We start from the raw sequence: 24,206 nt of genomic DNA on the forward strand, positions 1-24,206 counted from the left end.
TAAATTAGTAATTAGATTTTTAGAACGCCGCCGGAGCTAGCATTTGTAACCAGTTTAGAGTAACGAGCAAGGTAACCCGTTTTGATTTTAGGTTCAAAGCCTTTCCAGTGAGAACGACGGACAGCCATTTCTTCTTCTCCAACTTCGAGAGTAATTGTACGATTTATAAGGTCGAGTTCAATGATATCACCATCTTCAACAAAGGCAATAGGACCGCCTTCCGCAGCTTCTGGTGAAATGTGACCAATACTAATTCCTCGGGATGCGCCTGAGAAACGACCATCGGTAATCAAGCCAACTTTGGCTCCCAGACCCATGCCGACAATTTGAGAAGTAGGTGCAAGCATTTCTGGCATACCAGGTCCACCTTTTGGTCCTTCATAACGAATGACCACGACATGGCCTTCTTTAACTTTGCCGTTTGCAATGCCTTCCAGAGCCTCATCCTGGGAATCGTAACAAATGGCTGGTCCTTTATGATAGCCGCCAACCGAAGCGTCTACAGCACCAACTTTGATGATTGAACCTTCTGGTGCGAGGTTTCCGTACAATACGGCAAGTCCGCCACGTTCGGAATAAGGCTCATCAATTGGATGAATGACATTCTTATCTTGAATTTCGCATCCGGCTACATTTTCAGCAATGGTTTTCCCGGATACCGACATGCAGTCACCGTTGAATGCGCCTGGCTTCTTAAGAAGTTCATGTATAACAGCACTTACGCCCCCAGCCGTGTGTACATCCTCGATAAAGTAATCCGAAGCCGGAGCAAGTTTAGAGATATAAGGGACACGGTTAGCCACTTCGTTAATGCGTTCAAGTGGATATTCAATACCTGCTTCGTGTGCCAAAGCAAGCGTGTGCAGAACAGTGTTAGTAGAACCACCCATTGCCATATCAAGTGCAAATGCATTGTCGATCGAATCAACCGTAACGATATCACGTGGTTTAAGATCCAATTTAATAAGTTCCATGAGTTGTGTTGCAGATTGTTTAACAAATTCTTTGCGTTCTTCAGCAACAGCTAGAATGGTTCCGTTACCAGGTAACGCTATTCCAAGTGCTTCTGCCAAACAGTTCATGGAGTTCGCAGTAAACATACCCGAACATGAACCACAAGTAGGACAACCAAATTGTTCGAGTTCTAAGAGTTCGTTATCGGTAATTTTACCAACCTGGTGTGCACCAACGCCTTCAAATACTGAGGTCAGGGAAAGCTTCTTACCTTTACTGTCTACGCCGGCTTTCATGGGTCCACCACTAACGAAGATAGTTGGGATATTGACGCGAAGTGCGCCCATCATCATACCAGGCGTAATTTTATCACAGTTAGGGATACAAACCATGCCGTCAAACCAGTGAGCCGAGACTACAGTTTCCAAGGAATCTGCAATAATCTCGCGGCTTGGTAGTGAATAACGCATGCCGATATGACCCATAGCGATACCATCGTCCACACCAATTGTATTAAATTCGAATGGAACACCGCCAGCTTCACGGATCGCTTCTTTTACAATCTTACCGAATTCCTGAAGATGTACATGACCTGGAACGATATCGATATATGAGTTACATACGGCGATAAATGGTTTACCAAAATCCTCTTCTTTAACGCCGGCTGCGCGAAGCAAGCTACGGTGAGGTGCACGATCGAAACCTTTTTTAATCATGTCAGAACGCATTTTATTAGCCATGATGCCAAATTCCCCCTAACGAATAATGTATGACTAGTTTACGCTTTATCGCGTTTACTTGAAAGAGTGCACGTATAAATGGGTTTTAATGATTCTATCATAAAGAATGAGGTTTTTCTAGCAATAACCATATAAGAGGCACCCTTTCCCTTGAAGGGAGAAGATGCCTCTTATGCAATAGCTAGCGATTCATACATAAATAGTATTTTTAATTATATTATTAGAAATGAATTGTATGTGAGCTATAAAGGACGACCAAGAGCCAAACGCTCAAGTCGGATGATCCAAGTAACCTTTGGTTCTATAAAGGGGTGTGCCCATTGTTTTACGCGAGCCTGAGCGAGTAATAGGGTTAATAGACAAGCAAAGGCAATAACTAGCAGTGCCCCACTCATAGTACTGACGTAATTATAGATGCCTGATATAGCTGCAAAACGGATAAGCAATCCATGTAATAGAAATACATATAGTGTACGTCGACCGAGCTCGGTCATCCAGCAGTGAACTGTAGGAACAAATGCGAGAAATGCTGTTGCAGAAATGAACTGTAGGGCATAGATTGCCAGCCGCATTGCGCCAGCATACCAATGATGTTGACCAAGCTGAGTGTAAGTCATGCTACCGAATAGCCAACCCTCAGGTAGTCCCAGCATGAATAAAGCGATGACAATAAGCAGGGTGAGCGATACAGAAGCCGCGGTTACCCTTTTCCATGTAGTGAAAAAAAGCACAAATTTTTCGAACGAAAGGTGGTATCCAATCAGAAAGAATGGCAAATATACAAAGGTGCGACTTATGCTGAGCCATACGCCATCTAGCTGTAGATAACCGACGAGCACACCTAATATTAGCGATAAAGCGATCTGCTGGGTGCCAGTGAATTTGTGAATTGCTATTGTAATTAACCTCCAGCAGATATGGCTTATCAGAAACCAAAGCAGCAGATAGGGAGCAAAGAACGAACGGTGGATATTTTGTACGTGAAACAAGGTTTGATCTAGTACCGAATATAAGGTTTGAAAGATGACATATTGTACAGCAATTTGTAGTAAAAGGTTTCTGCCTTGAGCTCCTTTTAGATTCGACTTGGCAAAATAACCGGTCACGAGGACAAACAGTGGCATATGAAAAGTAAATATCCATAGATATAAAGAGTGCATGCCGACTATTTTCCCAATCAAAGGCTCAATCGCATTCCCAACGAATACGGTCGTAATCAATAGTAATCTTAAATTCAAAAAATAGGTTTCTCCTTTTTTCTGTATGGTCTCTGTCTCGATCATGATGATTCCCTCCAAGATTACTCTTTTCTCAAGTGTAAATCAGGTAATTTTATGTCAGTTTTTGTCTTGTTATCTATAGTTTAAAAGTACTACTACACTCAGCTTACTATTGTGATATAAATCACAATAGTAAGCGTTATCAGAACCTTAATTTGTGGCGAAATGTTGAATATCAATGGATTTGATATATTTCAATGATAACTATACATCGAATAGGGTTATATGCTAGTATCTTTGGATTGACACGGCCTTCAACTCGGCTGACAATAGACAGTAAAATGGATTTCCGGAGAGGGGAGTATACATGCATAAGGAAATTTCGGTGATACAGCCCGAGGTAGTTACGTTTGGTGAAAGTATGGGCTTAATGTCAGCACATGATTCACGAGGGTTAGAATATGCTTCAACATTACATAAATCTTTTGGAGGCGCAGAAAGCAATGTCGCCATTGGTATAGCAAGGCTTGGACATCGTTCAGGCTGGTGTGGTTCACTTGGTCAGGATCCGCTAGGCACTCAGATTTATAAGGCAATCCGTGGGGAAGGCGTTGACGTATCACGTGCACTCCTAAGCAGCGAAGCGCCTACGGGACTCATGATTCGTGAGAACGCTTACGGTAAATCTTCCGTTTACTATTATCGCAAAGGCTCTGCGGCGAGCCAGATGCGTCCTGATCAACTGGATGCGAGTTATATTCAGAGTGCCCGTATTCTACATGTCACGGGTATTACCGCCGCGATCAGTCCGTTAGGATTGGCATGCGTAGAGACGGCAATGGATATAGCGCGCTCTGCTGGTGTAAAGGTTTGTTTTGATCCCAATTTACGTCTGAAGCTGTGGACGCTAGAGGAAGCTTCACCCGTATTATTACGGTTAGCTCAGAAATGTGATTATTTTCTGCCTGGTATGGATGAATTGAGGCTTCTCTACGGAACAGAAGATGAAACCTTCATTTGGAATGAGTTATCTAAGCTGGATGCGGTGTCGATCGTGAAGGGTGGTCCTGATTTGACCTATGTTTTGGAGCATGGTACCCTAACGGAGATTCCGTACTACAAAGCGGAGCAAGTGATTGATACTGTCGGCGCGGGTGATGGATTCTGTGCTGGATTCATCACAGGATTACTCAAGAACTACAGCCCCGTGGAGGCCGTGCGCCTAGGTAGTGTGACGGGTTCAATGGTAGTTCAAGCTGCAGGTGATTGGGAAGCTCTCCCTACCTCTGCGCAAGTAGAAGCTTTACTGAATCACAAGGCTCATATCGAAAGATAGATAGACTATTAAACTCAATAGACATACCCATACAATTTCCATATAATGAGGTCAAAGGAGCATAATTGTGAAAAAACTCCAACTATTACAGAAGATGACTGATCAAGGCGTTGTTGCCGTATTGCGCGGTGACTCAGCCGATCAGGTATTTGAAATGGCAGAGGCAGCAATTGCCGGCGGTATAAAGGTTATCGAGATTACATTAACGGTACCAGGTGCTTTGCGAGCTATTGAAAAATTAAGCGAACGATACAGCTGGCAGGATGAGAAGAATTCTGAACATTTCGCTATCATTGGTGCGGGTACGGTACTTGAAGCACAGACTGCTCGGGCAGCAATATTAGCAGGTGCTGCGTTTGTTGTGGGTCCTTCGCTCAATCCAGAGACGGTTAAAATATGCAATTTGTATCGTATACCGATTCTTCCTGGTGTAATGACGATAGCTGATGTGCAGCATGCATTGGAACTAGGGGTAGATATCGTGAAGCTCTTCCCTGGTAATCTATATGAGCCAACGATCATTAAGACGCTTAAGGGACCAATGCCACAGGCTAATTTCATGCCGACAGGTGGCGTTTCGCTGACCAATCTCGCCGATTGGATCAAGGGTGGGGCAGTTGCAGTAGGGATTGGTTCGGATTTGACTACGGAAGCAGTGAAGACGGGGAATATGGATTTGGTGCGGCAGAAAGCGGAGCAGTATATGGATGCATATCGGAAGGCTAAACAAAGCCTGTAGTCAACATTTTTATGTGTACAATAAATGGTATGAAATCACAGCCTGCCGTCCCATGAGGAGGCAGGCTGTGCGTTTACAATAATTGAGATATCTGTAGAATCGGGAAATGACCTGACAGATCATAGTGGAGGTGCACAGGCGTGCAAAAAATCGAAACATTCGCCTCTTGGATTGAACAGAGCAATAATATTGTATTTTTTGGCGGAGCGGGAACATCTACGGAAAGCGGTATTCCCGATTTTCGTTCCGCAGCAGGCTTATACCAGACGGAGCAACATTCACCATATCCTCCGGAAGTGATGTTGAGTCATTCCTTTTTCGTAAAAATGCCGGACATTTTCTTTGATTTTTACCGTAGTAAAATGCTACATCCCGATGCTAAGCCTAATGGTTGTCATACCCTTCTGGCTCGGCTTGAAAAAGAAGGCAAGCTTAAAGCGATCGTAACGCAAAATATCGATGGGCTTCATCAGAAAGCCGGAAGTCATGAAGTATTGGAACTGCATGGTTCGATATATCGGAATTATTGTATGGGCTGTGATCATTTTTATGATTTAGAGCAGGTGATGGCAAGTAAACATATGGTGCCGCGCTGTCCTCGTTGCAGAGGTGTAATTAAGCCAGATGTAGTGCTATATGAGGAGCCTTTGGATCAACAGGTTCTTTTCAGATCCATGGAAGCCATATCTCATGCAGATCTTCTCATTATTGGGGGAACGTCATTGACAGTACATCCGGCTGCGGAGCTCGTCTCTTATTTCGAAGGTAACCGCACAGTACTACTTAACATGGATCCGACTCCTTATGATAACAAGGCAGATTTGTTGATTACGGAGCGAATTGGAGAATTTATGATGAAGACAAGCGAAATTTTATATGGATAAATATTTGAATTATCGCTTGAATATCACTGTAATCGGTTTCTTGTCAAACATGATATAAAAGAGATATGATGGTTTGTGAGACATCTACATAGAATCAACCATGACTTGATATAGAGAGGTGGATTACAATGGGATACACTGCAAGTGAGGCAAGATACGAAGAGATGCTCTACAACCGTTGTGGCCGTTCCGGGCTCAAACTTCCCGCTATATCACTGGGATTATGGCATAATTTCGGTGGAGTAACTACTCTTGAGAATGCACGTAATATGATTACGCGTTCGTTTGACTTGGGTATTACTCACTTTGATCTTGCTAACAATTATGGTCCACCGGCCGGTTCGGCTGAGGAGACGTTTGGTAAAATATTGTCACAGGATCTTAAGGCCTATCGTGATGAGTTAATTATTTCATCTAAAGCAGGTTACTATATGTGGCCTGGACCGTATGGCGAATGGGGTTCACGCAAGAACTTGATTTCAAGTATGGATCAGAGTTTGAAACGGCTGAATGTCGATTATGTAGATATTTTCTATTCACATCGTTTTGATCCAGAAACGCCGCTCGATGAGACCATGATGGCGCTAGACCACATTGTACGTTCAGGTAAAGCACTTTATATCGGGATCTCTAACTATACCGCAGAACAAACGTCTGAGGCGATCGCAATTCTTAGGAAGCTAGGTACACCGCTTCTCATACACCAGCCAAGCTATTCGATGTTAAACCGTTGGGTCGAGAACGGACTTCAAGATGTGCTTGAAGACAATGGTGTGGGTAGTATTGCATTTACACCGCTGGCTCAAGGACTTCTGACAAATAAATATTTGAACGGAATTCCAGAAGACTCACGTGCGGCGAGCACTTCTGTATTCCTTAACGAGAATAATATTACACCAGAGGCGCTGCGCAAAGTGCGTGCACTGAACCAGCTTGCTGCGGCCAGAGGCCAAAGCTTAGCTCAATTAGCCCTCGCATGGGTATTACGTGAAGGTAGAGTGACTTCTGCTCTTATTGGTGCAAGCCGTGTGAGCCAGATTGAAGATAATATTGCTGCCTTGAAAAATTTAAAGTTCTCTCAGGAAGAGCTTGACCGGATCGAGACCATTTTAAAGACAGAGAATGAGTCTTAAACCTGTCTTCTTGCTTTTCATAACACAGCCCGCTTTTCTTAAACAGGAGAAGCGGGCTGTTGTCATATAATTACATCCAACAAGCTACAAGTATCTAGTATCCTACGATGGAGTTGGTTTAGACAATGAGATGCGATAGGCGGAAGGAGACTGGCCGCATAATCGCTTGAATTGCCTAGAGTAATATAAGGCATCTGTTATACCGACAGAAGCAGCGACTTGTTCGATCGATAATTCGGGACGTTCCCGCAGGAGCTGACGTGATTTATCAATACGGAGTTTGAGTAGGTAAGTGATGGGAGTTAGACTGGTCTCTTTTTTGAAGATGCGAGATAGATAAGCCCGATTGTATCCTAGACTCTCGCACATATGCTCGATGGATACCGGATGAGCATACTGAGCAGACATATAGTGTATAACCTGCGTGACTGCCCGCAGTACTTGCGATTCGGTACCTGTTGGCCTGATCTGACCTGACAAGATATCTCGCGCTTCAGAAAGAATAAGATATAGATACCCAAGTGAAGCCATATCCGAGCTTTCCTTCTTCGTGAAGAAGGCGTCTCGTATCGAAGCCATCGCAGTCGGTATGATGTCTTTATGAATGTTGGTGAGTACAGGCTGATTTGAGCCTAAACCGGATTCTTCTGCCGTAAGTTGTGCCTGACTCCCGGAAAAGGCGATCCATCGGTAGCGCCAAGGATCGTATGAATCAGAGGCGTAGCTGACTAGTTTACCTGGATGAATGAGGAAGCAGCTTCCAGCACCGAGTTCATATACATGCTGCTCGGAACGAAAAACACCTTTGCCCTGTTCGATATAGTGAAGAAGATAATAATCATAAATTTTAGGGCCAACAGCATGTTGAGGTTTAGTCTGGCTCTCTCCCGCAAACAACACATATAGTGGATGGTTGATATGATAGACAGGGTTTGCTGCCACTGAATACGTTTCTTCATGCATAGACTCGTTTGACATGGGTGATTCCTTTCATGTTATGAAGTGTAATTTCATAGAAGACTCAAAAATGCTGACTTTCATTATTATATTATAAAAAGTCACATTAATCCATGTGAAGCAAACATAAATGCATTATCATGGCGAGGTCTATCTTCTATAATTAAAAACAGTAATAACCATAAAACAAGGATGGTGTAGAGCGGATGAACATACAACAATTGAAACAGCAATTTACATCTAAGTTTGGAGAAAGCAAGCATAAGGAACATGTATTTCATGCTCCGGGGCGTGTCAATCTGATCGGTGAACATATTGATTATAACGGTGGGTATGTCCTTCCTGCTGCACTTGAATTTGGCACGACACTTATTATTCGTGAACGAGATGATCATCAGATTTCGTTCACTTCGACCAACTTACCTTATACAACTGAAATTAAAGTTAAAGAAATTGGTAAAGAAAAGACAGGCGAATGGGTGGATTACGCAGTAGGTGTAATGGTAGAACTTAAGAAATCTGCCAGTGCTGTTAAGAAAGGTTATGATCTTTTCTATCATGGTGAAATTCCGAACGGGGCAGGTTTGTCCTCCTCAGCTTCGATTGAAGTTGTCACTGCCTATGCACTGCTAACGATGGAAGGTAATGAGATGGATTCCGTGCAAATCTCTTTACTCTCGCAGAAAGCGGAGAATGAATATGTAGGTGTGAATTGCGGCATTATGGATCAATTTGCGGTCGCAAATGGTAAAAAGGATCATGCCATTCTTCTAATGTGCGACACGCTTGAATATAAGCATGTACCTTTCAATACGGGGTCTTATAAGCTCATTATAGCGAACACGAATAAACGCAGAGGTTTAGTTGATTCTGCATACAACGAACGCCGTAAACAGTGTGAGGATGCTGTCAAGGCGCTCAAAGAAGAAGTTCCAGCCTTAACTTATTTGGCACAGCTTAAACCTGATCAATTTGAAGTATTACAAGCTCATATTCTAGATGAAACGGTCAGACGTCGTGCTCAGCATGTCGTGGAAGAGAATCACCGTGTGCTAGATTCGGTAGAGGCACTTAAGAACAATGATTTAGAGAAATTCGGCAAATTAATGAATGCTTCCCATGAATCATTACGCTTTTTGTACGAAGTAAGTTGTGAGGAACTAGACGTGATGGTTGAAGAATCGCAGCGTATACAAGGAACCCTAGGATCTCGTATGACGGGCGCGGGTTTCGGAGGTTGTACCGTATCCCTCGTTCATGAAGATGCTGTAGAGACTTTCATCGAACAGGTGGGTAAAAATTATCACTTAAGAACAGGACTCAAAGGTGAGTTCTACGTATGCAGTACAGGCGATGGTGTGAAAGAATTGAAGGAGGAAAACTAAGATGGCAATTCTAGTAACAGGTGGGGCAGGATATATCGGCTCACATACAGTGGCAGCACTGCTTGAACGTGGCGAAGAGGTTGTTGTCATTGATAATTTGCAGTCGGGACATCGCAGCGCGCTACTTGGAGGAACATTATACGAAGGCGATCTGCGTGATAAAGAGCTACTAGCTAAATTATTTAATGAACATCATATTGATGCGGTAATTCATTTTGCAGCAAGTTCACTTGTGGGTGAAAGTATGCAGAAGCCTATCAAATATTTTGACAATAACGTCTATGGAACTCTCTGTTTGCTAGAGGCGATGGATGCTGCTGGTGTGAAAAATATTGTATTCTCGTCCACGGCTGCGACATATGGCGAACCAGAAAAGGTACCTATTGTAGAAACAGATCGTACGGAACCTGCGAATGTTTATGGTGAAACCAAGCTCATGATGGAACGAATGATGGCTTGGTTTGATAAAGTGCTAGGTATGAAGTATGTGGCACTGCGCTATTTCAACGCAGCGGGTGCGCATGAGGGTGGTCAAATCGGTGAAGATCATCGCCCAGAGAGCCACCTCATTCCTTTAGTGCTGCAAACAGCTCTAAAGCAGCGTGAGCATATTGCAGTGTTTGGTGAAGATTATCCAACCCCTGATGGCTCCTGTATTCGAGACTATATCCATGTGAGCGATCTAGCAGATGCACATTTACGTGCTGTGGATTACTTACGCAAAGGTGAAGAAAGTAATGTGTTTAATTTGGGCATCGGATCTGGCTTCTCCGTTAATGAAGTCATTGAAACAGCGAAGAAGGTCACAGGACTTGATATTCCAGTGGTGAAGCAAGCACGCCGCGCTGGAGACCCGGCTGTATTGGTAGCTTCTTCAGAGAAAGCACGTTCCGTACTTGGCTGGAATCCACAGCGAACGGAGCTTGAGGATATTATTCAGAGCGCTTGGAGCTGGCATCAAAGTCATCCTCAAGGATATACAGACTAAGGAGGAACACCATGGATACGTTAAGCGCAGCCAGAACTCCTGAAGAGAATGCCGCTCTAGAAGCCATCGAACAATTGGTTCATTTTGCTTTGAAGCAGAATATGATCGAGCTACAGGACTTGGATTATAGCCGCAACTTATTGTTAGAACAATTCGGGTTCAGTGAATCATTCGGAGGAATCCTGCAAGAGACATCTCTTGGAGGTCCTCAGCCCATTATAGATAAACTGATTGACTATGGTATTCGTATCGGTTTAATTCCAGATGATACAGATACATATCGTGATCTGCTCGATGCAAAGATTATGGGGCAAATCATGGCACGTCCGTCTGAAATTATAGCTGAATTTAACGAGAATGTTGCCAAACAAGGCATTCAGGCCGCTACCGATCGATTCTATCAATTGTCTATTGATTCCAATTATATTCGAATGGATCGCGTGGCTAAAAATGTATATTGGAAGCATGCATCACCCTTTGGTGATATTGAAATGACGATTAATTTGTCCAAGCCGGAGAAGAGTCCCAAGGAAATTGCAATGGCTAAGCTTTTGCCGCCTCAGGTCTATCCGAAATGCCAATTATGTCGTGAGAATGTCGGCTATGCTGGTCGTGTTAACCACCCGGCTCGCCAAAACTTACGCGTCATTCCGCTAGAAATGAATGGGGAGCCCTGGTTGTTTCAATACTCTCCTTACGTGTATTACAATGAACACTGTATTGTCTTCCATCATGATCATGTACCGATGAAATTATCAAAAGATAGCCTAAGAAGGCTTTTAGCTTTTACAGATGTGTTCCCACATTATTTCATTGGTTCCAACGCCGATTTACCGATTGTTGGCGGATCGATTTTGACGCATGATCATTTTCAGGGAGGAAGACATACATTCCCGATTCAGCATGCTCCTAAGGAAGCTACATTCCATCATATGGAATATCCAGATGTATCCGTGAGTATCGTGAAATGGCCAATGTCTGTTCTACGACTGACTGCTGCGGACAGCGGTAAGCTATTGGAATGCGCAAATGATTTGTTTGAATCGTGGAAGCAATACAGTGACCCTATGGCTGATATTATTGCTTTTAGCGATGAGAATGGTGTGCAGGTTCCACATAACACAGTGACTCCTATCGTCCACCGTACGGAGGATGGTAGCTACGAGATGGATCTGGTTCTTCGTAACAACCGTACAAGTGAGGAGCATCCATCAGGAATTTTTCACCCTCACGAAGAAATGCATCACATTAAACGTGAAAATATCGGCTTGATTGAGGTCATGGGACTTGCCATCCTTCCGGGAAGACTAAAAGAGGAGCTAGATCTTATTGCTGATATGTTGGCGGGCAATCAAAGCTTACTTCAAGAGGTTCTCCAGGATAAGAATCATGCTCTCGTACAGCACCGTAGTTGGATTGAGAAGCTGGTAGCGCAGTTCGGCACCAAGCTGGCCAAAGAGCATGCTGTACAAATGATACAGCAGCAGGTTGGGGATATTTTTGTGGAAATTCTAGGTCATGCTGGAGTGTACAAAAGGACCACTGACGGACAGACTGCCTTCAGACGGTTCTTGAATCATATGGGGTATGAAGAAACAAAACTGTAATCAATTATTTTACATTTTATGATTGATTTCTCAGCCGCTCTTTCCGCTTGTCGGGAGGGCGGTTTGTTTCTTCTAAGAAAGGAGAGTTATAATATATAAGTAATTACATTCATGAAGTGGAGGAGATATTCCTTGAAAGCATTCGAATTTTATAATCCGACCAAGCTGATTTTTGGTAAAGGTCAATTGGATACATTGAAACGTGAAGTTCCCAACTACGGTAATAAGGTTTTGCTCGTATATGGTGGAGGTAGTATTAAAAGAAATGGACTGTATGACAATGTGCTAAGCCTTTTGAACGAAGTAGGGGCTGAAGTTAGTGAACTTGCGGGTGTAGAACCAAACCCACGTTTATCCACAGTACATAAAGGCGTGGATATCTGTCGTGAACAGAATATTGACTTGATTCTGGCTGTTGGCGGAGGTAGTGTAATCGACTGTGCCAAGGCTATCGCTGTAGGCGCTAAATACGAGGGGGATATGTGGGACTTTGTAGAGCGTAAAGCTGCACCAAAGGCTGCATTACCTTTGGCAACCGTGCTCACCATTGCTGCAACAGGTTCTGAAATGAACGCGGGTTCGGTCATTACCAATGAAGTTACACAGGAGAAGATGGGTTGGGGCAGTGCTTATGCTTACCCTGTATTCTCAATTTTGGATCCAGTCTACACATATTCACTTCCTAAAGACCAAACCGTTTATGGTATGGTAGATATGATGTCACATGTATTGGAGCATTATTTCCATCCTGAGAGCAATACACCTGTACAAGACGGCTTCTGTGAAGCAATCCTTCGCACGGTTATTGAAACAGCGCCATTATTGCTTAATGATTTAGAAAATTACGAATACCGTTCCACGATTATGTACTCTGGTACAATGGCACTGAATGGTATTCTCAATATGGGTCTTGGCGGTGACTGGGCAACTCATAATATCGAGCATGCGGTTTCAGCTGTTTACGATATCCCACATGGCGGGGGACTCGCTATTCTGTTCCCGAACTGGATGAAGTATAACTTGAGCGTTGATCCAGAACGTTTCAAACGATTGGCTGTCAATGTGTTCAACGTTGATCCTGCTGGCAAAACCGACGAGCAGGTGGGCGAGGAAGGCATTGAGGCATTACGAGAATTCTGGAATTCCATCGATGCGCCAAACCGCTTAGCGGACTACGGCATTGATGATAGCCAAATTGAAGTTATGGCGGAGAAATCAGTACGCTTCGGACCTTTTGGTAACTTCAAAAAGCTGAATAAAGAAGATGTTATTGAAATTTACAAGATGTCTTTGTAAAAAACAAATAATGAATGAATTGAGCTAGAGATACAACTGAAGCTGTCCCATAAACCATGAGAATGGTTTGGGACAGCTTTTGTTTTTAAAATGGGATAGATATGGATGCACTCGTGAAGCCGCTACGCGAACGGACCGTTGTTCCAATCATGAGCCAAGGCGACCGCTGCCGCTTTTCCACAATCGTTTTGTTCTCTCCGCTGTTTTGAGCAAAATAGTATCACCAGCTTCACTAAATACACAAAAAGAAATCACCAGAATCATCAGCTAGCATGAGACTTTGAATGTTCTCCATAATCATCCTCCCAGTAATTAGACAGGAGACCCACAGATTTGCTCCCTCTCATCTCAAAATAATTCCACTGTTTTTGTAAAATGGAAAAAATTGAAACAATATCCTTTCATTTTCGTATATGCTTATATAGACACATAGGGAAATTTTAGGAGGTACATGTTATGGAAACGCTCTATTGGAGCTGCCTTGCAGGTGGGGTTATTTTTGCCCTAGTGACTGTACTGCTTGGAGATGTACTGAGTCATGTGCTTCATGGGTTTCTTGATTTTCTGTCCATTGATTTCTTGAAGCCGATGGTACTTGCAAGTGCCATAACCGCCTTTGGTGGATCTGGGATTCTGCTCACTAGTCATTCCGGACTGGGTGCTGTTCTTAACATGATAGTATCCATATTGATTGGTATTGTCATTGCGTGGTTTGTGTATTGGGTCTACATCAAGCCGATGCAGAATAGCGAAAATTCAACGGGTTATTCAATCAAGGAAATGACAGGTAGAATCGGAATTATTACCATTCCTTTACCCGCTGAAGGGTTTGGAGAGGTTATGGTGAAAGTGGGGGCATCCAATACGCTACATATTGCCTCAAGTTTTGACCATCATAGTCTGCCGGCTGGTGTTCGTGTCGTGGTAGTGGACATTGTGGATCAAGTTCTCCGTGTTAGCGAACTAGAAGAGAGAAAAGGAGATGTTGTTTAATGAACATGCCAGATTATTTGTATATTCCTTTAATTGTTGTAGGGGTTATTATCGTACTTGGTTTAGCCTTTTGGGCACGTTTCAAAACTGTGGGTCCTGATAAGGCAATGATCGTAACAGGTTCATTCCTCGGTAGAAGCAATATTGCCGAAGACGAATCAGGTCGCAAAATTAAGATCGTACGGGGTGGAGGAGCATTCATCCTTCCTGTGTTCCAGAGAATGCAGTTCATTTCGTTGCTATCACATAAACTGGAGGTCTCTACTCCAGAGGTGTATACCGAACAAGGAGTACCTGTCATTGCTGATGGAGTAGCCATTATCAAAGTGGGTGGCTCGATTGAAGACGTTGCAACTGCTGCTGAGCAGTTTATAGGAAAGCCTATCGAGGCGCTCAAGGGTGAAGCGCAGGAAGTGCTTGAGGGCCATTTAAGAGCGATACTTGGCTCCATGACCGTAGAGGAGGTTTATCGGAATCGGGATAAATTTGCTCAGGAAGTTCAAGGGGTAGCTGCACGTGATCTGAAAAAAATGGGGCTGCAAATCGTCTCGTTCACCATTAAAGATGTTCGTGACAAGCAGGGTTATCTGGATGCTCTAGGTAAGCCGCGAATTGCTGCGGTTAAGCGGGATGCGGAAATCGCTGAGGCAGAAGCGATGCGTGATGCCCGAATTCAGAAGGCTAATGCGGAGGAACAAGGACAGAAGGCGGAGCTGTTACGTGATACGAATATTGCTGAGGCTTCCAAGGAGAAGGAGCTTAAAATCGCCTCTTTTAAAAAGGTCCAAGATACTGCTAAGGCCGAGGCGGATCAAGCCTACCATATACAAGAAGCTCGTGCTAAACAAATCATGGTAGAAGAACAAATGAAGGTTGAAATGGTGCGTAAAGATCGAGAGATTGATCTACAAGAGAAGGAAATTTTGGTCAGAGAGAAACAATACGATGCTGAAGTGAAAAAGAAGGCAGATGCAGATCGTTATTCGGTTGAACAAGCGGCTGAAGCAGATAAATCACGTAGAATGCGAGAAGCGGATGCGTTGCAGTATTCTATCGAGACTCAGGCTAAAGCAACATCTGAACAGAAAAGGTTGGAAGGTAAGGCGATGGCTGATGCTGAGCTGGCAAAAGGTACTTCTGAAGCAGAAGTTATCCGCTTACGTGGTCTTGCAGAAGCAGAGGCAAAAGAAAAGCTGGCCGAGGCATTCCAAAAATTTGGCGAGGCAGCTGTGCTGGATATTATTGTGAAAATGCTTCCTGAATTAGCTGGGAAAATTGCCGCTCCACTTGCCTCAATCGATAAATTAACTGTGGTTGATACTGGAAAAGGTGAAGGAGCAGCAAGACTCAGTAATTATGTAACCGAGCTGATGTCTACTGCACCAGAAATGTTGAAAAGCGTATCAGGTATCGATGTGGAGAGCTTGATTAAAGGTTTGACGAAGCAAACAGCCGCGTCAACTTCAACACCTAACGTAGCTTCTGTTACGGTTAACCCACCGGCTCCAGCGAAGCATCCTATACAACCTGAACTGGTAAGTCTTGAGACAGGTGCAACTCTCGAATGATAATGGATTCTCCCCCGACATCTACAGCCGGGGGAGTTTTTGTCTAGAAGATGGTTGATTTCATCCGTATGTATGATAAACTCGTTTGACGTGAGGCGGAAAGTCTGCTATTTTTTCAAATAATAGAGAGTAAAGACTTCAGAAGTGGAGTTTCACATAAAGAGGTGAATCATGAGCGGTCTTCAGGTAAGTAAAGTACTTAATAACAATGTCATTATTGCTCATCATCCGCAGCACGATGAAGTTGTCGTCATTGGTAAAGGAATTGGGTTTAATCGTAAGGCCGGGGATGAAATGCCGTTGTCATCCGTGGAGAAGATGTTCATACTGACTAACGAGCAGGAACAGGAGCAGTATAAGCAGCTCGTTCCTCATGTTGAAGAAGAGTTGATCGAAGTAATAAACGAAGGAATATTGTATGTTAAAGAGCACAGCGAACTTCCAGTCAATGAGCATATTCAAATTGCACTTACGGATCATATTGCCTTTGCCATGAGACGTCAGGAACAGGGACTTGTCATACAGAACCCTTTTTTATATGAGACTCGTGAAATGTACCCAGAGGAATTTCGCATGGGGGAGTACATGCTCGAATTGATTCATAAGAAATTGGGAGTGGAACTTGAGCCTGATGAAGCGGGTTTTATCGCACTTCATATCCACAGCGCTCTCACAAACCAGCATATTACACAGGTAAAAGGCAACTCACATCTAATTGCGGATTTAGTTAGTTTGGTAGAGACAAGCATTGCTTATCATGTTCCACGGAATTCTCTTGACTATTCTCGGCTAGTTACTCATCTACGGTTTGCTATTGAACGGATACGGCGTGGTGAATCTGTACAAGAAAACGCATCACTTGAAAAGTTACTTAAGCAAGAGTATCCACAAATTTATGCGTTGGCTTGCGAACTTATTATACTGATGGAAGAACGATTGAAAGAATCGGTATATGCTGCAGAAGCTTGCTATTTAACGTTACATTTACAGCGGCTTGTTCAAAAGAAGGAACAGGATGATTAAAGGACTTAAGGACGGGTTGCAACGTTATATCATGGGTGATATAATCAAGTCGTAATTTAACAAATAAATAAGTTGCATTTCTACGTGTTACTGACTAGATCAGGCATGAGTATTTGACAGATATGGTTGTGATCACCCTTTAATGGGTATTCTAATTTTAGAATTAGAGACAACTATATGCATCTGTCTGACGCTCATGCCTTTTTGATGTATGTCCCTTTCGTTAATCTCGATCTAGGGATTTGAATTATGGTAGGAAGGTGATGTCTATGGAGGATGAACTACCGTTTCATATTTTGGCGGCACTCGGCGGTAAGGAGAATGTAACCGCTGTTGACGCGTGCATTACACGCCTGCGAGTGGATGTAATAGATCCAAATAAGGCCGATCAAGAACAATTGAAGGCGCTAGGGGCTCAAGAAGTATTTGAGCTAGGGAATCATATTCAGGCCATATTTGGAATGGAGTCCGAGGTAATTATGACGCAGCTTGCTAACATGCTACAAAGAGATATTGATCATGACCTTTTAAATTAATATATTATCACCTACATTCAGAAAGCGAGATGATTCATATGCAAAAAACATTTACAATTATTGATGAAGATGGTATTCACGCACGTCCAGCAACAGCGCTAGTTAATATTGCTACCAAATATAAAACAACAGAGTGCTTTGCGGAAGCCGGAGGCAAGAAAGTAACATTGAAATCTATTCTAGGCGTATTATCTTTAGGACTTGAAAAAGGTGATACATTATCACTGATTACTGAAGGTGATGATGAGAGCGAAGCTCTGAGCGCACTACAGGAAGTTATGATCAAAGAAGGGCTAGGCGAAATGCATGATTAAAATAAACGGAATTGCGGCATCGGCAGGTATTGCCATCGCGCGCGCGTTCATTCTTGAACATTCCGAATACAGCACACAGCAAAGAGCTATTGAAAACCCTGAATCGGAAATTACGAGATTGGATGCTGCACTTGATCAATCTAGAATTGAGCTTGAAGCAATCAAGTCCAGAACGTTCAAGGAATTAGGGGAGAAGAAAGCAGAAATATTCGAATCCCATTTACTTATCCTGAATGATCCTGAGCTAATTAATCCGATCAAAGATAAAATTACGGAAGAATCAGTCAATGCTGAATTCGCTCTACATGAGATCGCATCTCAGTTCATCGAGATGTTTGAGAATATGAAAAGTGCATATTTACAGGAACGTGCGGCAGATATGCGTGATGTTACGAAGAGAATTTTAAAGCATTTGCTTGGAATTACTGAACTTAGTTTAACTGAAATCAGTGAAGAAACGATTGTTATAGCAGAGGATTTGACACCATCTGATACGGCTCAGCTAAATCGGAATTATGTGAAGGGTTTTGCTACGAATACGGGTGGCCGTACTTCTCACTCTGCTATTATGGCGCGTTCGTTGGAAATACCAGCAGTTGTCGGAACACAAAATATCACAACGCAGTTAAAGCAAGGTGATATTGTCATCGTTGATGGTCTTCAAGGTGAGGTTCTCGTGAATCCTACTGAAGAGACAATTGCTGAATACCGAAGCAAGCAAGAACAGCATAATAGACAGGTTGCGGAGTGGAAGAAACTTCGTGATCAGAATACGCTTTCTAAAGACGGTATGCATGTTGAGTTAGCAGCAAACATTGGAACGCCTGGTGATGTCATAGGGGTACTGGATAACGGCGGTGAAGGCGTAGGTCTCTATCGGACAGAATTCCTTTACATGGGGCGTGATAAGCTTCCGTCTGAGGAAGTGCAATATAACGCGTATAAGGCTGTTCTGGAAAAAATGGAAGGTAAACCTGTAGTCGTTCGCACATTGGATATTGGTGGCGATAAAGAGCTGCCCTATATGGATCTTCCGAAAGAGATGAATCCATTTCTCGGTTTCCGGGCGATTCGTCTCTGCTTGGATCAGCAGGATATATTCCGTGTTCAACTGAGAGCACTTCTTCGTGCGAGTGTGTATGGTAACCTTCGGATTATGTTCCCAATGATCGCAACCTTAAATGAATTCAGAGAAGCAAAAGCAGTGTTACTCGATGAAAAGGAAAAGCTACAGGCTGCTAATATCGCCGTATCTGAAGACATACAGCTTGGTATTATGGTTGAGATCCCTTCGACAGCTGTTCTTGCAGATCAGTTTGCGAAGGAAGTCGATTTCTTCAGCATCGGTACCAATGATTTGATTCAGTATACGATGGCGGCTGATCGGATGAACGAAAGAGTATCTTATTTGTATCAACCATACAATCCAGCTATTCTACGACTTGTCAAAATGGTTATTGATGCAGCGCATCACGAAGGCCGTTGGGTCGGCATGTGTGGCGAAATGGCTGGAGACGCAACGGCGATTCCTTTGTTACTCGGTTTAGGACTAGATGAGTTCAGCATGAGTGCATCGTCCATCTTGCCTGCACGTAGCCAAATCAGCAAGTTGAATGCAAGTGAAATGAAGGAACTTGCAGGCAAGGCACTGAATCTTGGAACGGCAGAAGAAGTTGTTGCACTAGTACATGCTATTCAAAGTTAGGCAATAAATGTAATAAACCTAAACAATATGAGGGGCTAGCATCTAAAGATGCTAGTCTTTTTTTTATAATATTTGGAACAAAATAGGAAATTTTTACGTCGAAAAGATAGTTAGTACACCAGCAACATAAGAAAAGGATATTGAAGGGATGATTTTTAATGCATAAGATAGCTATACTACAAAAGTATAGAGGTATGGGATTGAAGGCTGTAGCTGCATCATTAGTCATGGCTGTATGTTTACAAAGTGGTTTGATTCAAGCCGAGAATGCCGATATACAGGGATCCAATGGACAAACTAACAATCAACGGTTAGAAACATCCATAGCAATCTCTTCTAATCCTCAGGATGTGGTCAGCCCTACGTTTGATCCTGCTTTTGCAAAAAATGGGGTATTTCATCCGCTAGCAACTAAACTGTATCGTAACAGTAAGTATACAGCATATCTCCCAACGCATCTTCCGGATATAGGATGGCAGTTATTAAACTGAATAGTCGAATAAATGAGAATGGATACGAAATTATCGGAAGAAGTTCAACAAAGGCTCCGACAGGATCGGGTATGTTAGAAACTACAAGTAACAGCGGATCATCAACTGCGGGTGTAGCTCTATTCAGAATACAAGCCAAACTTCAAAAACAAATCCATGCTGTACCGAGCGGGAGTCAGCTTATCTTGGAAGCTAAAAATTGGAGATTTTACGCAAGTGATGCTATTGCCCCAGCAGAGCTAATGAAGCTAAAAAAAGAAGTTATAGCCTATAATCAGTTCGCTGCTCCGGTTGCGGACAGTACAGGTATTGTTCATATTACGAAGGGTCATGCAACTGGAGACGGCTCTCCTAACTATAAATATCATGCGGAATGGTCATTTGGTGATGAAACCACATATTCATTTGAAGCGACAACTACTGTAGGTTTAACACAATTCAAATCAATGCTGTCAAGCTTCCGACCTGTTATAAACTTGCTTGATCAGGCAGATGTCGTGCTATTGCCAACTACGCAAATCATTCGTGTACAAGAGGGTAAACGTGATTTTTTACTATCTAATGAAAATAAGAAGGTACCCATCGCTGCATCTGTTCGTAAAATAAAGGGCGTTCTGTATATTCCGTTAAAGGACGTAGTCCGTGCGATTCAGGGCAACATGCAATATGTGACTCAAAAAAACGGAAGCTTTATGTATTTGTCGCAGCGAAACAATATGAAACCAACGAAGCTGAACCTGAAGACGGGAACCGTCTATCGTAACGAAAAGAAGCTTGCCACGTATTCCCTTGTAACAGATCACGGTACGCTAATGGTACCGGTAACAGCACTAAGCAAGCTGCTTGATGTTCAGGCAGACAAGATAAATACTGAGAATAAGACAATGAATATGACTTACACGTCATGGTATACAAGTAATACAATGTCTAGTGAATCGGCGGATGCTCAATATCAAGTTAAAGTGTTCTCTTTGGTCGGACCAAGTTTTGAATATAATAATACGGCCCTAGGTTCATCAAACGCATGGGAGTACGCCGGCTCAAAACCACCTAAAGGATATAGTCCTTTGAAGTATGAAGTATCAACAGTACACATACCGCTTGTACCAGGTTCTCAAAATAGGGTAGAGCTCCAAACAAATGACGGCCAAATGAAAATTGTTCAAAGCGTTAACTCGACTATAGATCCTAATCAAGTCCCATTTCAGTTAAATCCATTACCTTATTTAGATGGCTTGAACATGAATGTACAGCTCGTTTCAGATGCAGAGCGAGCATGGAAAGGAGGATACGCGGAGGCAGTCAAAGATGTGATGATTCGCGGAGACTTGAAGGGCTCAAGTATGAACTCACTCCGTCTAAATTATAAATATGTTGATAAGAATGGAAAAGTGTCCACCAGCAACCTTGTTAATATTGCTGCTACCGACCAGCAATTTTCATATACACTGAAACCGGAGAAGGGTAAAGGTACCTATATCGTCTCGCTCGTGAGTCCGCCTAAATCTTATCCATTAGCTGATCAGGTGACAATCGTAACGTTTATGGTCGTGTTTAAATAAGGTTATAGGTGACGGCCTTCAAGTTACGCCACACCACTCATTAGATGAATTCGGAACTCTCCTACGGGATTAGTGTCATCATACCCTTGACTATGTTAATAGCTGTGTTGACACATAAGTTGGGTCTAGATTATGCTACAAGTATTAGTATTTATAAGATTATAGCCTATGGAAATGAAGTATAGAGTGGATGACGGCGCACGGGAGAAGCTGCCTTGATTTGGCGGCGCCGAAAGAGCAAGTTACCCGTATGCGCATAAAGGTAGTTAACCTCTCAAGTACAAAGGACAGGGAGAAGGTGCTAGTTGCCTTTTTGCTGTCTTTTTTTATTTGTTCAACACGTAGAAGTTAACAGAGAGCGAGGAAGTTAAGTGCGATTTAAGAGTGTATTTTCGATCATCGGCCATCCATGGTTGGGCCCTCTAGTTCTCATACCGCTGGAGCAGTACGCATTGGCCGCGTAGCGCGTCAACTGCTTGGTTGTCAGCCTGATCAGGTAAAGGTGTATTTGTATGGGTCATTTGCTGAGACGTATTGGGGACATGGAACGGATCTTGCCATTACGGCTGGGCTGCTGAATTATGATACAGATGATGAGCGGATCCCGCAGGCTGATGTGGATGCGGAGGAAGCAGGAGTAGATGTCGATTGGTTAAAGGGTAAGGGAAACGGACCTCATCCCAATTCGGTTAAAATATCTCTGTGCTCAGGCGAAAAGCAAGCCGAAATTTTGGCAGCATCGATTGGTGGAGGTACCATCGCGGTTTATGAACTAGATGGTTTCGATGTACAAATTACAGGGGAATACCCGACCTTGGCCGTTACGCATACAGATAGCCAAGGAGTACTCGCAGCCATGACTGCTCTACTAAGTCAAGAAGGCTACAATATTGGCTATATGGATGTGGATCGTAAAGGACGTAGCGGCTCGGCCATGACCGTATTTGAACTAGATTCAACGCCTTCGGACAGCTCCATTGAACAGCTGAAGAAGCTGCCCAATATTATCGATGTAACGTTGATTGATTTAACCTAAAGGAGCTAAGACATCTATGAGATTTAATAATTTGCAGCAGCTTGTTCGTATTTGTGAGGAAGAGAATAAATCCATTTCCCAAGTAATGCTGGAAGATCAGGCTTTAGAAACAGGCATATCAACGGATGAGGTCTTCCGCCAGATGGCTGAGTACTACGACGTGATGAAGGAGGCGGTCTCTAAGGGATTAACAGGAGATACGAAGTCACGTAGCGGACTAACAGGTGGGGATGCGAAGAAGGTCGCGGACTATATGCAACGTGGTGAGACCTTACTTGGGGGGCCAGCCGCTCAGGCGATGGCCTATGCGCTAGCAGTATCTGAAGTGAATGCCTCAATGGGCCGAATTATTGCCACACCTACGGCAGGCTCATGTGGAATCATCCCTGGCGTTTTCGTCAGCGCCCAAGAGCGCTTTGGTTGGGATGATGAGCGCCTTGTGCATGGTTTGTTCAGTGCTGGAGCGATTGGGTACGTGATCGCTAACAATGCCTCCATATCAGGCGCAGAGGAGGATGCCAAGCTGAGGTTGGATCAGCTATCGGCATGGCGGCAGGTGCCATGGTCGAGTTGCAGGGAGGAACGCCGCAGCAAGCCGTTCACGCGGTTGGCCTAGCCCTTAAGAATTGTCTTGGTCTGATCTGCGATCCTGTAGCAGGGCTCGTCGAAATTCCGTGTATCGTCCGCAATGGCTTGGGCGCCGTAACTGCGCTGGCTTCGGCCGATATGGCCCTTGCTGGCGTAGGTAGTGTTATCCCTGCTGATGAAGTTATCGGCGTCATGCTAGATGTGGGTAGCTCGATGCCGAGTGAGCATCGCGAGACAGGACTTGGAGGATTGGCCCAGACGCCAACAGGGCGCAAACTGACTGAAGGCTTACAAGAACAGCGCCGTGGAAAGTCTGCTAAACCTTTAGCAGAAGAGGAATAATCTAACTTCGTTACAGCGAACCATATGATGGTGGTTGGATGATCGAAGTAGAAGTGGAAGGCGAAGTGGAGCAGCAGCTTAAAGCATTACTGAATGCGGAGAAATATGAGCAGTTTCAGAACGAATAAAGGATTTGCAATTTTTTTCTATATATAAATTTTGCTATACACATAACGAAGGACTGCGGTTAATTACGACCACAGTCCTTTTTTATATTGAGAATATTACTTACGAATCAGAGGCAGTATGATCTTGTTGACGAAATACCCATTTGCGACTGAGCGTGTAGTTAATGAGCACACCCAAGACGGTAACCGCAAGCTTGGCTAGTATGAGAGAGACCCGTCCTTCAAGTAAGTGCAGAATGAGAGCTGTCACAGCAGCCACAGCGATGTTGGCGGTAGCAAACCGGAACATCTCGCCCATATCTCGTTTGCTTGTACGCTCAAAAGTCCAGCGTCTGTTCCATACGTAGCTGTTCAGCATTCCTGCTGAATAAGAAATAATTTGTCCCCAAAGGCTGCCAAGAAGAGGCTGTACGAGCAGGAAAACAATAAAATCGACAGCGGTATTCATCACACCGACGATGCCAAACCGGAAGAATTGTTTAGACAACCTCATGAAGTGCCTCCTGTATTAGGAATAATATGCAATGATATCTCCATTATCGGATGTTTAGAAATCATGTGCAACTGCTATTGCAATGATGAGAGAGAAAAATGAAGAATTCGCTGATTTTAATGGTGTTTACTATACATCCTTCGTGAATTTGGGCCGATATAACGCATAGATACCCTTGCAAAAGATCA

At 43.5% G+C, this 24,206-nt stretch carries 21 protein-coding genes and 1 pseudogene; 18 read left to right on the top strand and 4 right to left on the bottom strand.

Annotation, left to right across the window (positions count from 1 at the left end; genetic code table 11):
• Positions 1–11: 11 nt before the first annotated feature.
• Both ilvD and JCM16418_RS03830 read right to left on the bottom strand, forming a co-directional pair.
• Complete coding sequence (ilvD, locus tag JCM16418_RS03825) at positions 12–1,694, bottom strand: dihydroxy-acid dehydratase (RefSeq protein ID WP_036646391.1); 1,683 nt, start codon at positions 1,692–1,694, stop codon at positions 12–14.
• Positions 1,695–1,936: 242 nt separating this feature from the next.
• Positions 1,937–2,977 (bottom strand): acyltransferase family protein, encoded by a 1,041-nt coding sequence (locus JCM16418_RS03830; protein ID WP_036646394.1) that lies wholly within the window; start codon positions 2,975–2,977, stop codon positions 1,937–1,939.
• A gap of 304 nt (positions 2,978–3,281) precedes the next feature.
• Here JCM16418_RS03830 and JCM16418_RS03835 point away from each other — a divergent pair, with 304 nt between their 5' ends.
• The 4 genes from JCM16418_RS03835 to mgrA all read left to right on the top strand — a co-directional run bounded on the left by JCM16418_RS03835 (position 3,282) and on the right by mgrA (position 7,006).
• A complete protein-coding gene (locus JCM16418_RS03835; RefSeq protein WP_036646395.1) occupies positions 3,282–4,250 on the top strand; it encodes a sugar kinase in 969 nt (322 codons plus the stop codon).
• A 67-nt stretch (positions 4,251–4,317) separates the two neighbouring features.
• Positions 4,318–4,989, top strand: a complete 672-nt coding sequence (locus JCM16418_RS03840; protein ID WP_036646397.1) for a bifunctional 2-keto-4-hydroxyglutarate aldolase/2-keto-3-deoxy-6-phosphogluconate aldolase — start codon at positions 4,318–4,320, stop codon at positions 4,987–4,989.
• A gap of 140 nt (positions 4,990–5,129) precedes the next feature.
• Positions 5,130–5,873, top strand: coding sequence for an NAD-dependent protein deacylase (locus tag JCM16418_RS03845; RefSeq protein ID WP_036646400.1), 744 nt, complete (start codon positions 5,130–5,132; stop codon positions 5,871–5,873).
• Positions 5,874–6,001: 128 nt separating this feature from the next.
• On the top strand, positions 6,002–7,006 hold the full coding sequence (gene mgrA, locus JCM16418_RS03850; RefSeq protein WP_036646404.1) for an L-glyceraldehyde 3-phosphate reductase: 1,005 nt from the start codon (positions 6,002–6,004) through the stop codon (positions 7,004–7,006).
• Between the two features lie 102 nt (positions 7,007–7,108).
• Here mgrA and JCM16418_RS03855 read toward each other — a convergent pair whose 3' ends face one another.
• Positions 7,109–7,984, bottom strand: a complete 876-nt coding sequence (locus tag JCM16418_RS03855) for an AraC family transcriptional regulator (protein WP_242403705.1) — start codon at positions 7,982–7,984, stop codon at positions 7,109–7,111.
• 185 nt (positions 7,985–8,169) lie between these two features.
• On the opposite strand from JCM16418_RS03855, the gene JCM16418_RS03860 reads away from it, so the two are divergent.
• From JCM16418_RS03860 to sdaAA, 14 genes and pseudogenes are all read left to right on the top strand, one after another.
• On the top strand, positions 8,170–9,348 hold the full coding sequence (locus tag JCM16418_RS03860; RefSeq protein ID WP_036646407.1) for a galactokinase: 1,179 nt from the start codon (positions 8,170–8,172) through the stop codon (positions 9,346–9,348).
• 1 nt (position 9,349) lies between these two features.
• On the top strand, positions 9,350–10,336 hold the full coding sequence (gene galE, locus JCM16418_RS03865; RefSeq protein ID WP_036646410.1) for a UDP-glucose 4-epimerase GalE: 987 nt from the start codon (positions 9,350–9,352) through the stop codon (positions 10,334–10,336).
• Between the two features lie 11 nt (positions 10,337–10,347).
• Positions 10,348–11,943 (top strand): UDP-glucose--hexose-1-phosphate uridylyltransferase, encoded by a 1,596-nt coding sequence (locus JCM16418_RS03870; RefSeq protein WP_036646412.1) that lies wholly within the window; start codon positions 10,348–10,350, stop codon positions 11,941–11,943.
• Between the two features lie 132 nt (positions 11,944–12,075).
• Positions 12,076–13,239 carry an iron-containing alcohol dehydrogenase gene (locus JCM16418_RS03875; RefSeq protein ID WP_036646415.1) on the top strand — a complete coding sequence of 388 codons (1,164 nt, stop codon included), beginning with the start codon at positions 12,076–12,078 and terminating at the stop codon, positions 13,237–13,239.
• Positions 13,240–13,695: 456 nt separating this feature from the next.
• Positions 13,696–14,232: an NfeD family membrane protein gene (locus tag JCM16418_RS03880; RefSeq protein ID WP_036646417.1), complete on the top strand. Its 537-nt coding sequence runs from the start codon at positions 13,696–13,698 to the stop codon at positions 14,230–14,232.
• Between the two features lie 5 nt (positions 14,233–14,237).
• On the top strand, positions 14,238–15,800 hold the full coding sequence (floT, locus tag JCM16418_RS03885) for a flotillin lipid rafts scaffold protein FloT (RefSeq protein WP_036646905.1): 1,563 nt from the start codon (positions 14,238–14,240) through the stop codon (positions 15,798–15,800).
• Positions 15,801–15,971: 171 nt separating this feature from the next.
• Positions 15,972–16,823 carry a glucose PTS transporter transcription antiterminator GlcT gene (gene glcT, locus JCM16418_RS03890; RefSeq protein ID WP_036646419.1) on the top strand — a complete coding sequence of 284 codons (852 nt, stop codon included), beginning with the start codon at positions 15,972–15,974 and terminating at the stop codon, positions 16,821–16,823.
• A gap of 269 nt (positions 16,824–17,092) precedes the next feature.
• On the top strand, positions 17,093–17,359 hold the full coding sequence (locus JCM16418_RS03895) for a PTS sugar transporter subunit IIB (RefSeq protein ID WP_036646421.1): 267 nt from the start codon (positions 17,093–17,095) through the stop codon (positions 17,357–17,359).
• Between the two features lie 38 nt (positions 17,360–17,397).
• Positions 17,398–17,673: an HPr family phosphocarrier protein gene (locus JCM16418_RS03900; RefSeq protein WP_036646906.1), complete on the top strand. Its 276-nt coding sequence runs from the start codon at positions 17,398–17,400 to the stop codon at positions 17,671–17,673.
• Positions 17,666–19,378: a phosphoenolpyruvate--protein phosphotransferase gene (gene ptsP / locus JCM16418_RS03905; RefSeq protein ID WP_036646423.1), complete on the top strand. Its 1,713-nt coding sequence runs from the start codon at positions 17,666–17,668 to the stop codon at positions 19,376–19,378. The genes JCM16418_RS03900 and ptsP overlap by 8 nt, the downstream gene beginning before the upstream one ends.
• Before the next feature lie 158 nt (positions 19,379–19,536).
• On the top strand, positions 19,537–19,869 hold the full coding sequence (locus tag JCM16418_RS03910; RefSeq protein ID WP_036646424.1) for a hypothetical protein: 333 nt from the start codon (positions 19,537–19,539) through the stop codon (positions 19,867–19,869).
• A complete protein-coding gene (locus JCM16418_RS03915) occupies positions 19,851–21,431 on the top strand; it encodes a hypothetical protein (RefSeq protein ID WP_036646425.1) in 1,581 nt (526 codons plus the stop codon). The genes JCM16418_RS03910 and JCM16418_RS03915 overlap by 19 nt, the downstream gene beginning before the upstream one ends.
• Positions 21,432–21,840: 409 nt before the next feature.
• The gene (gene sdaAB / locus JCM16418_RS03920) at positions 21,841–22,467 is read left to right on the top strand and encodes an L-serine ammonia-lyase, iron-sulfur-dependent subunit beta (protein WP_306304745.1); all 627 of its coding nucleotides are present in this window, start codon (positions 21,841–21,843) and stop codon (positions 22,465–22,467) included.
• Positions 22,468–22,483: 16 nt separating this feature from the next.
• Positions 22,484–23,397, top strand: a pseudogene (gene sdaAA, locus JCM16418_RS03925) (L-serine ammonia-lyase, iron-sulfur-dependent, subunit alpha).
• Positions 23,398–23,625: 228 nt separating this feature from the next.
• On the opposite strand, the gene JCM16418_RS03930 reads toward sdaAA, so the two are convergent.
• Positions 23,626–24,018 carry a GtrA family protein gene (locus JCM16418_RS03930; protein WP_036646426.1) on the bottom strand — a complete coding sequence of 131 codons (393 nt, stop codon included), beginning with the start codon at positions 24,016–24,018 and terminating at the stop codon, positions 23,626–23,628.
• Positions 24,019–24,206: the final 188 nt, after the last annotated feature.

Source organism: Paenibacillus pini JCM 16418 (genome assembly GCF_000576305.1).
Taxonomy (GTDB): Bacteria; Bacillota; Bacilli; order Paenibacillales; family Paenibacillaceae; genus Paenibacillus_AQ; species Paenibacillus_AQ pini.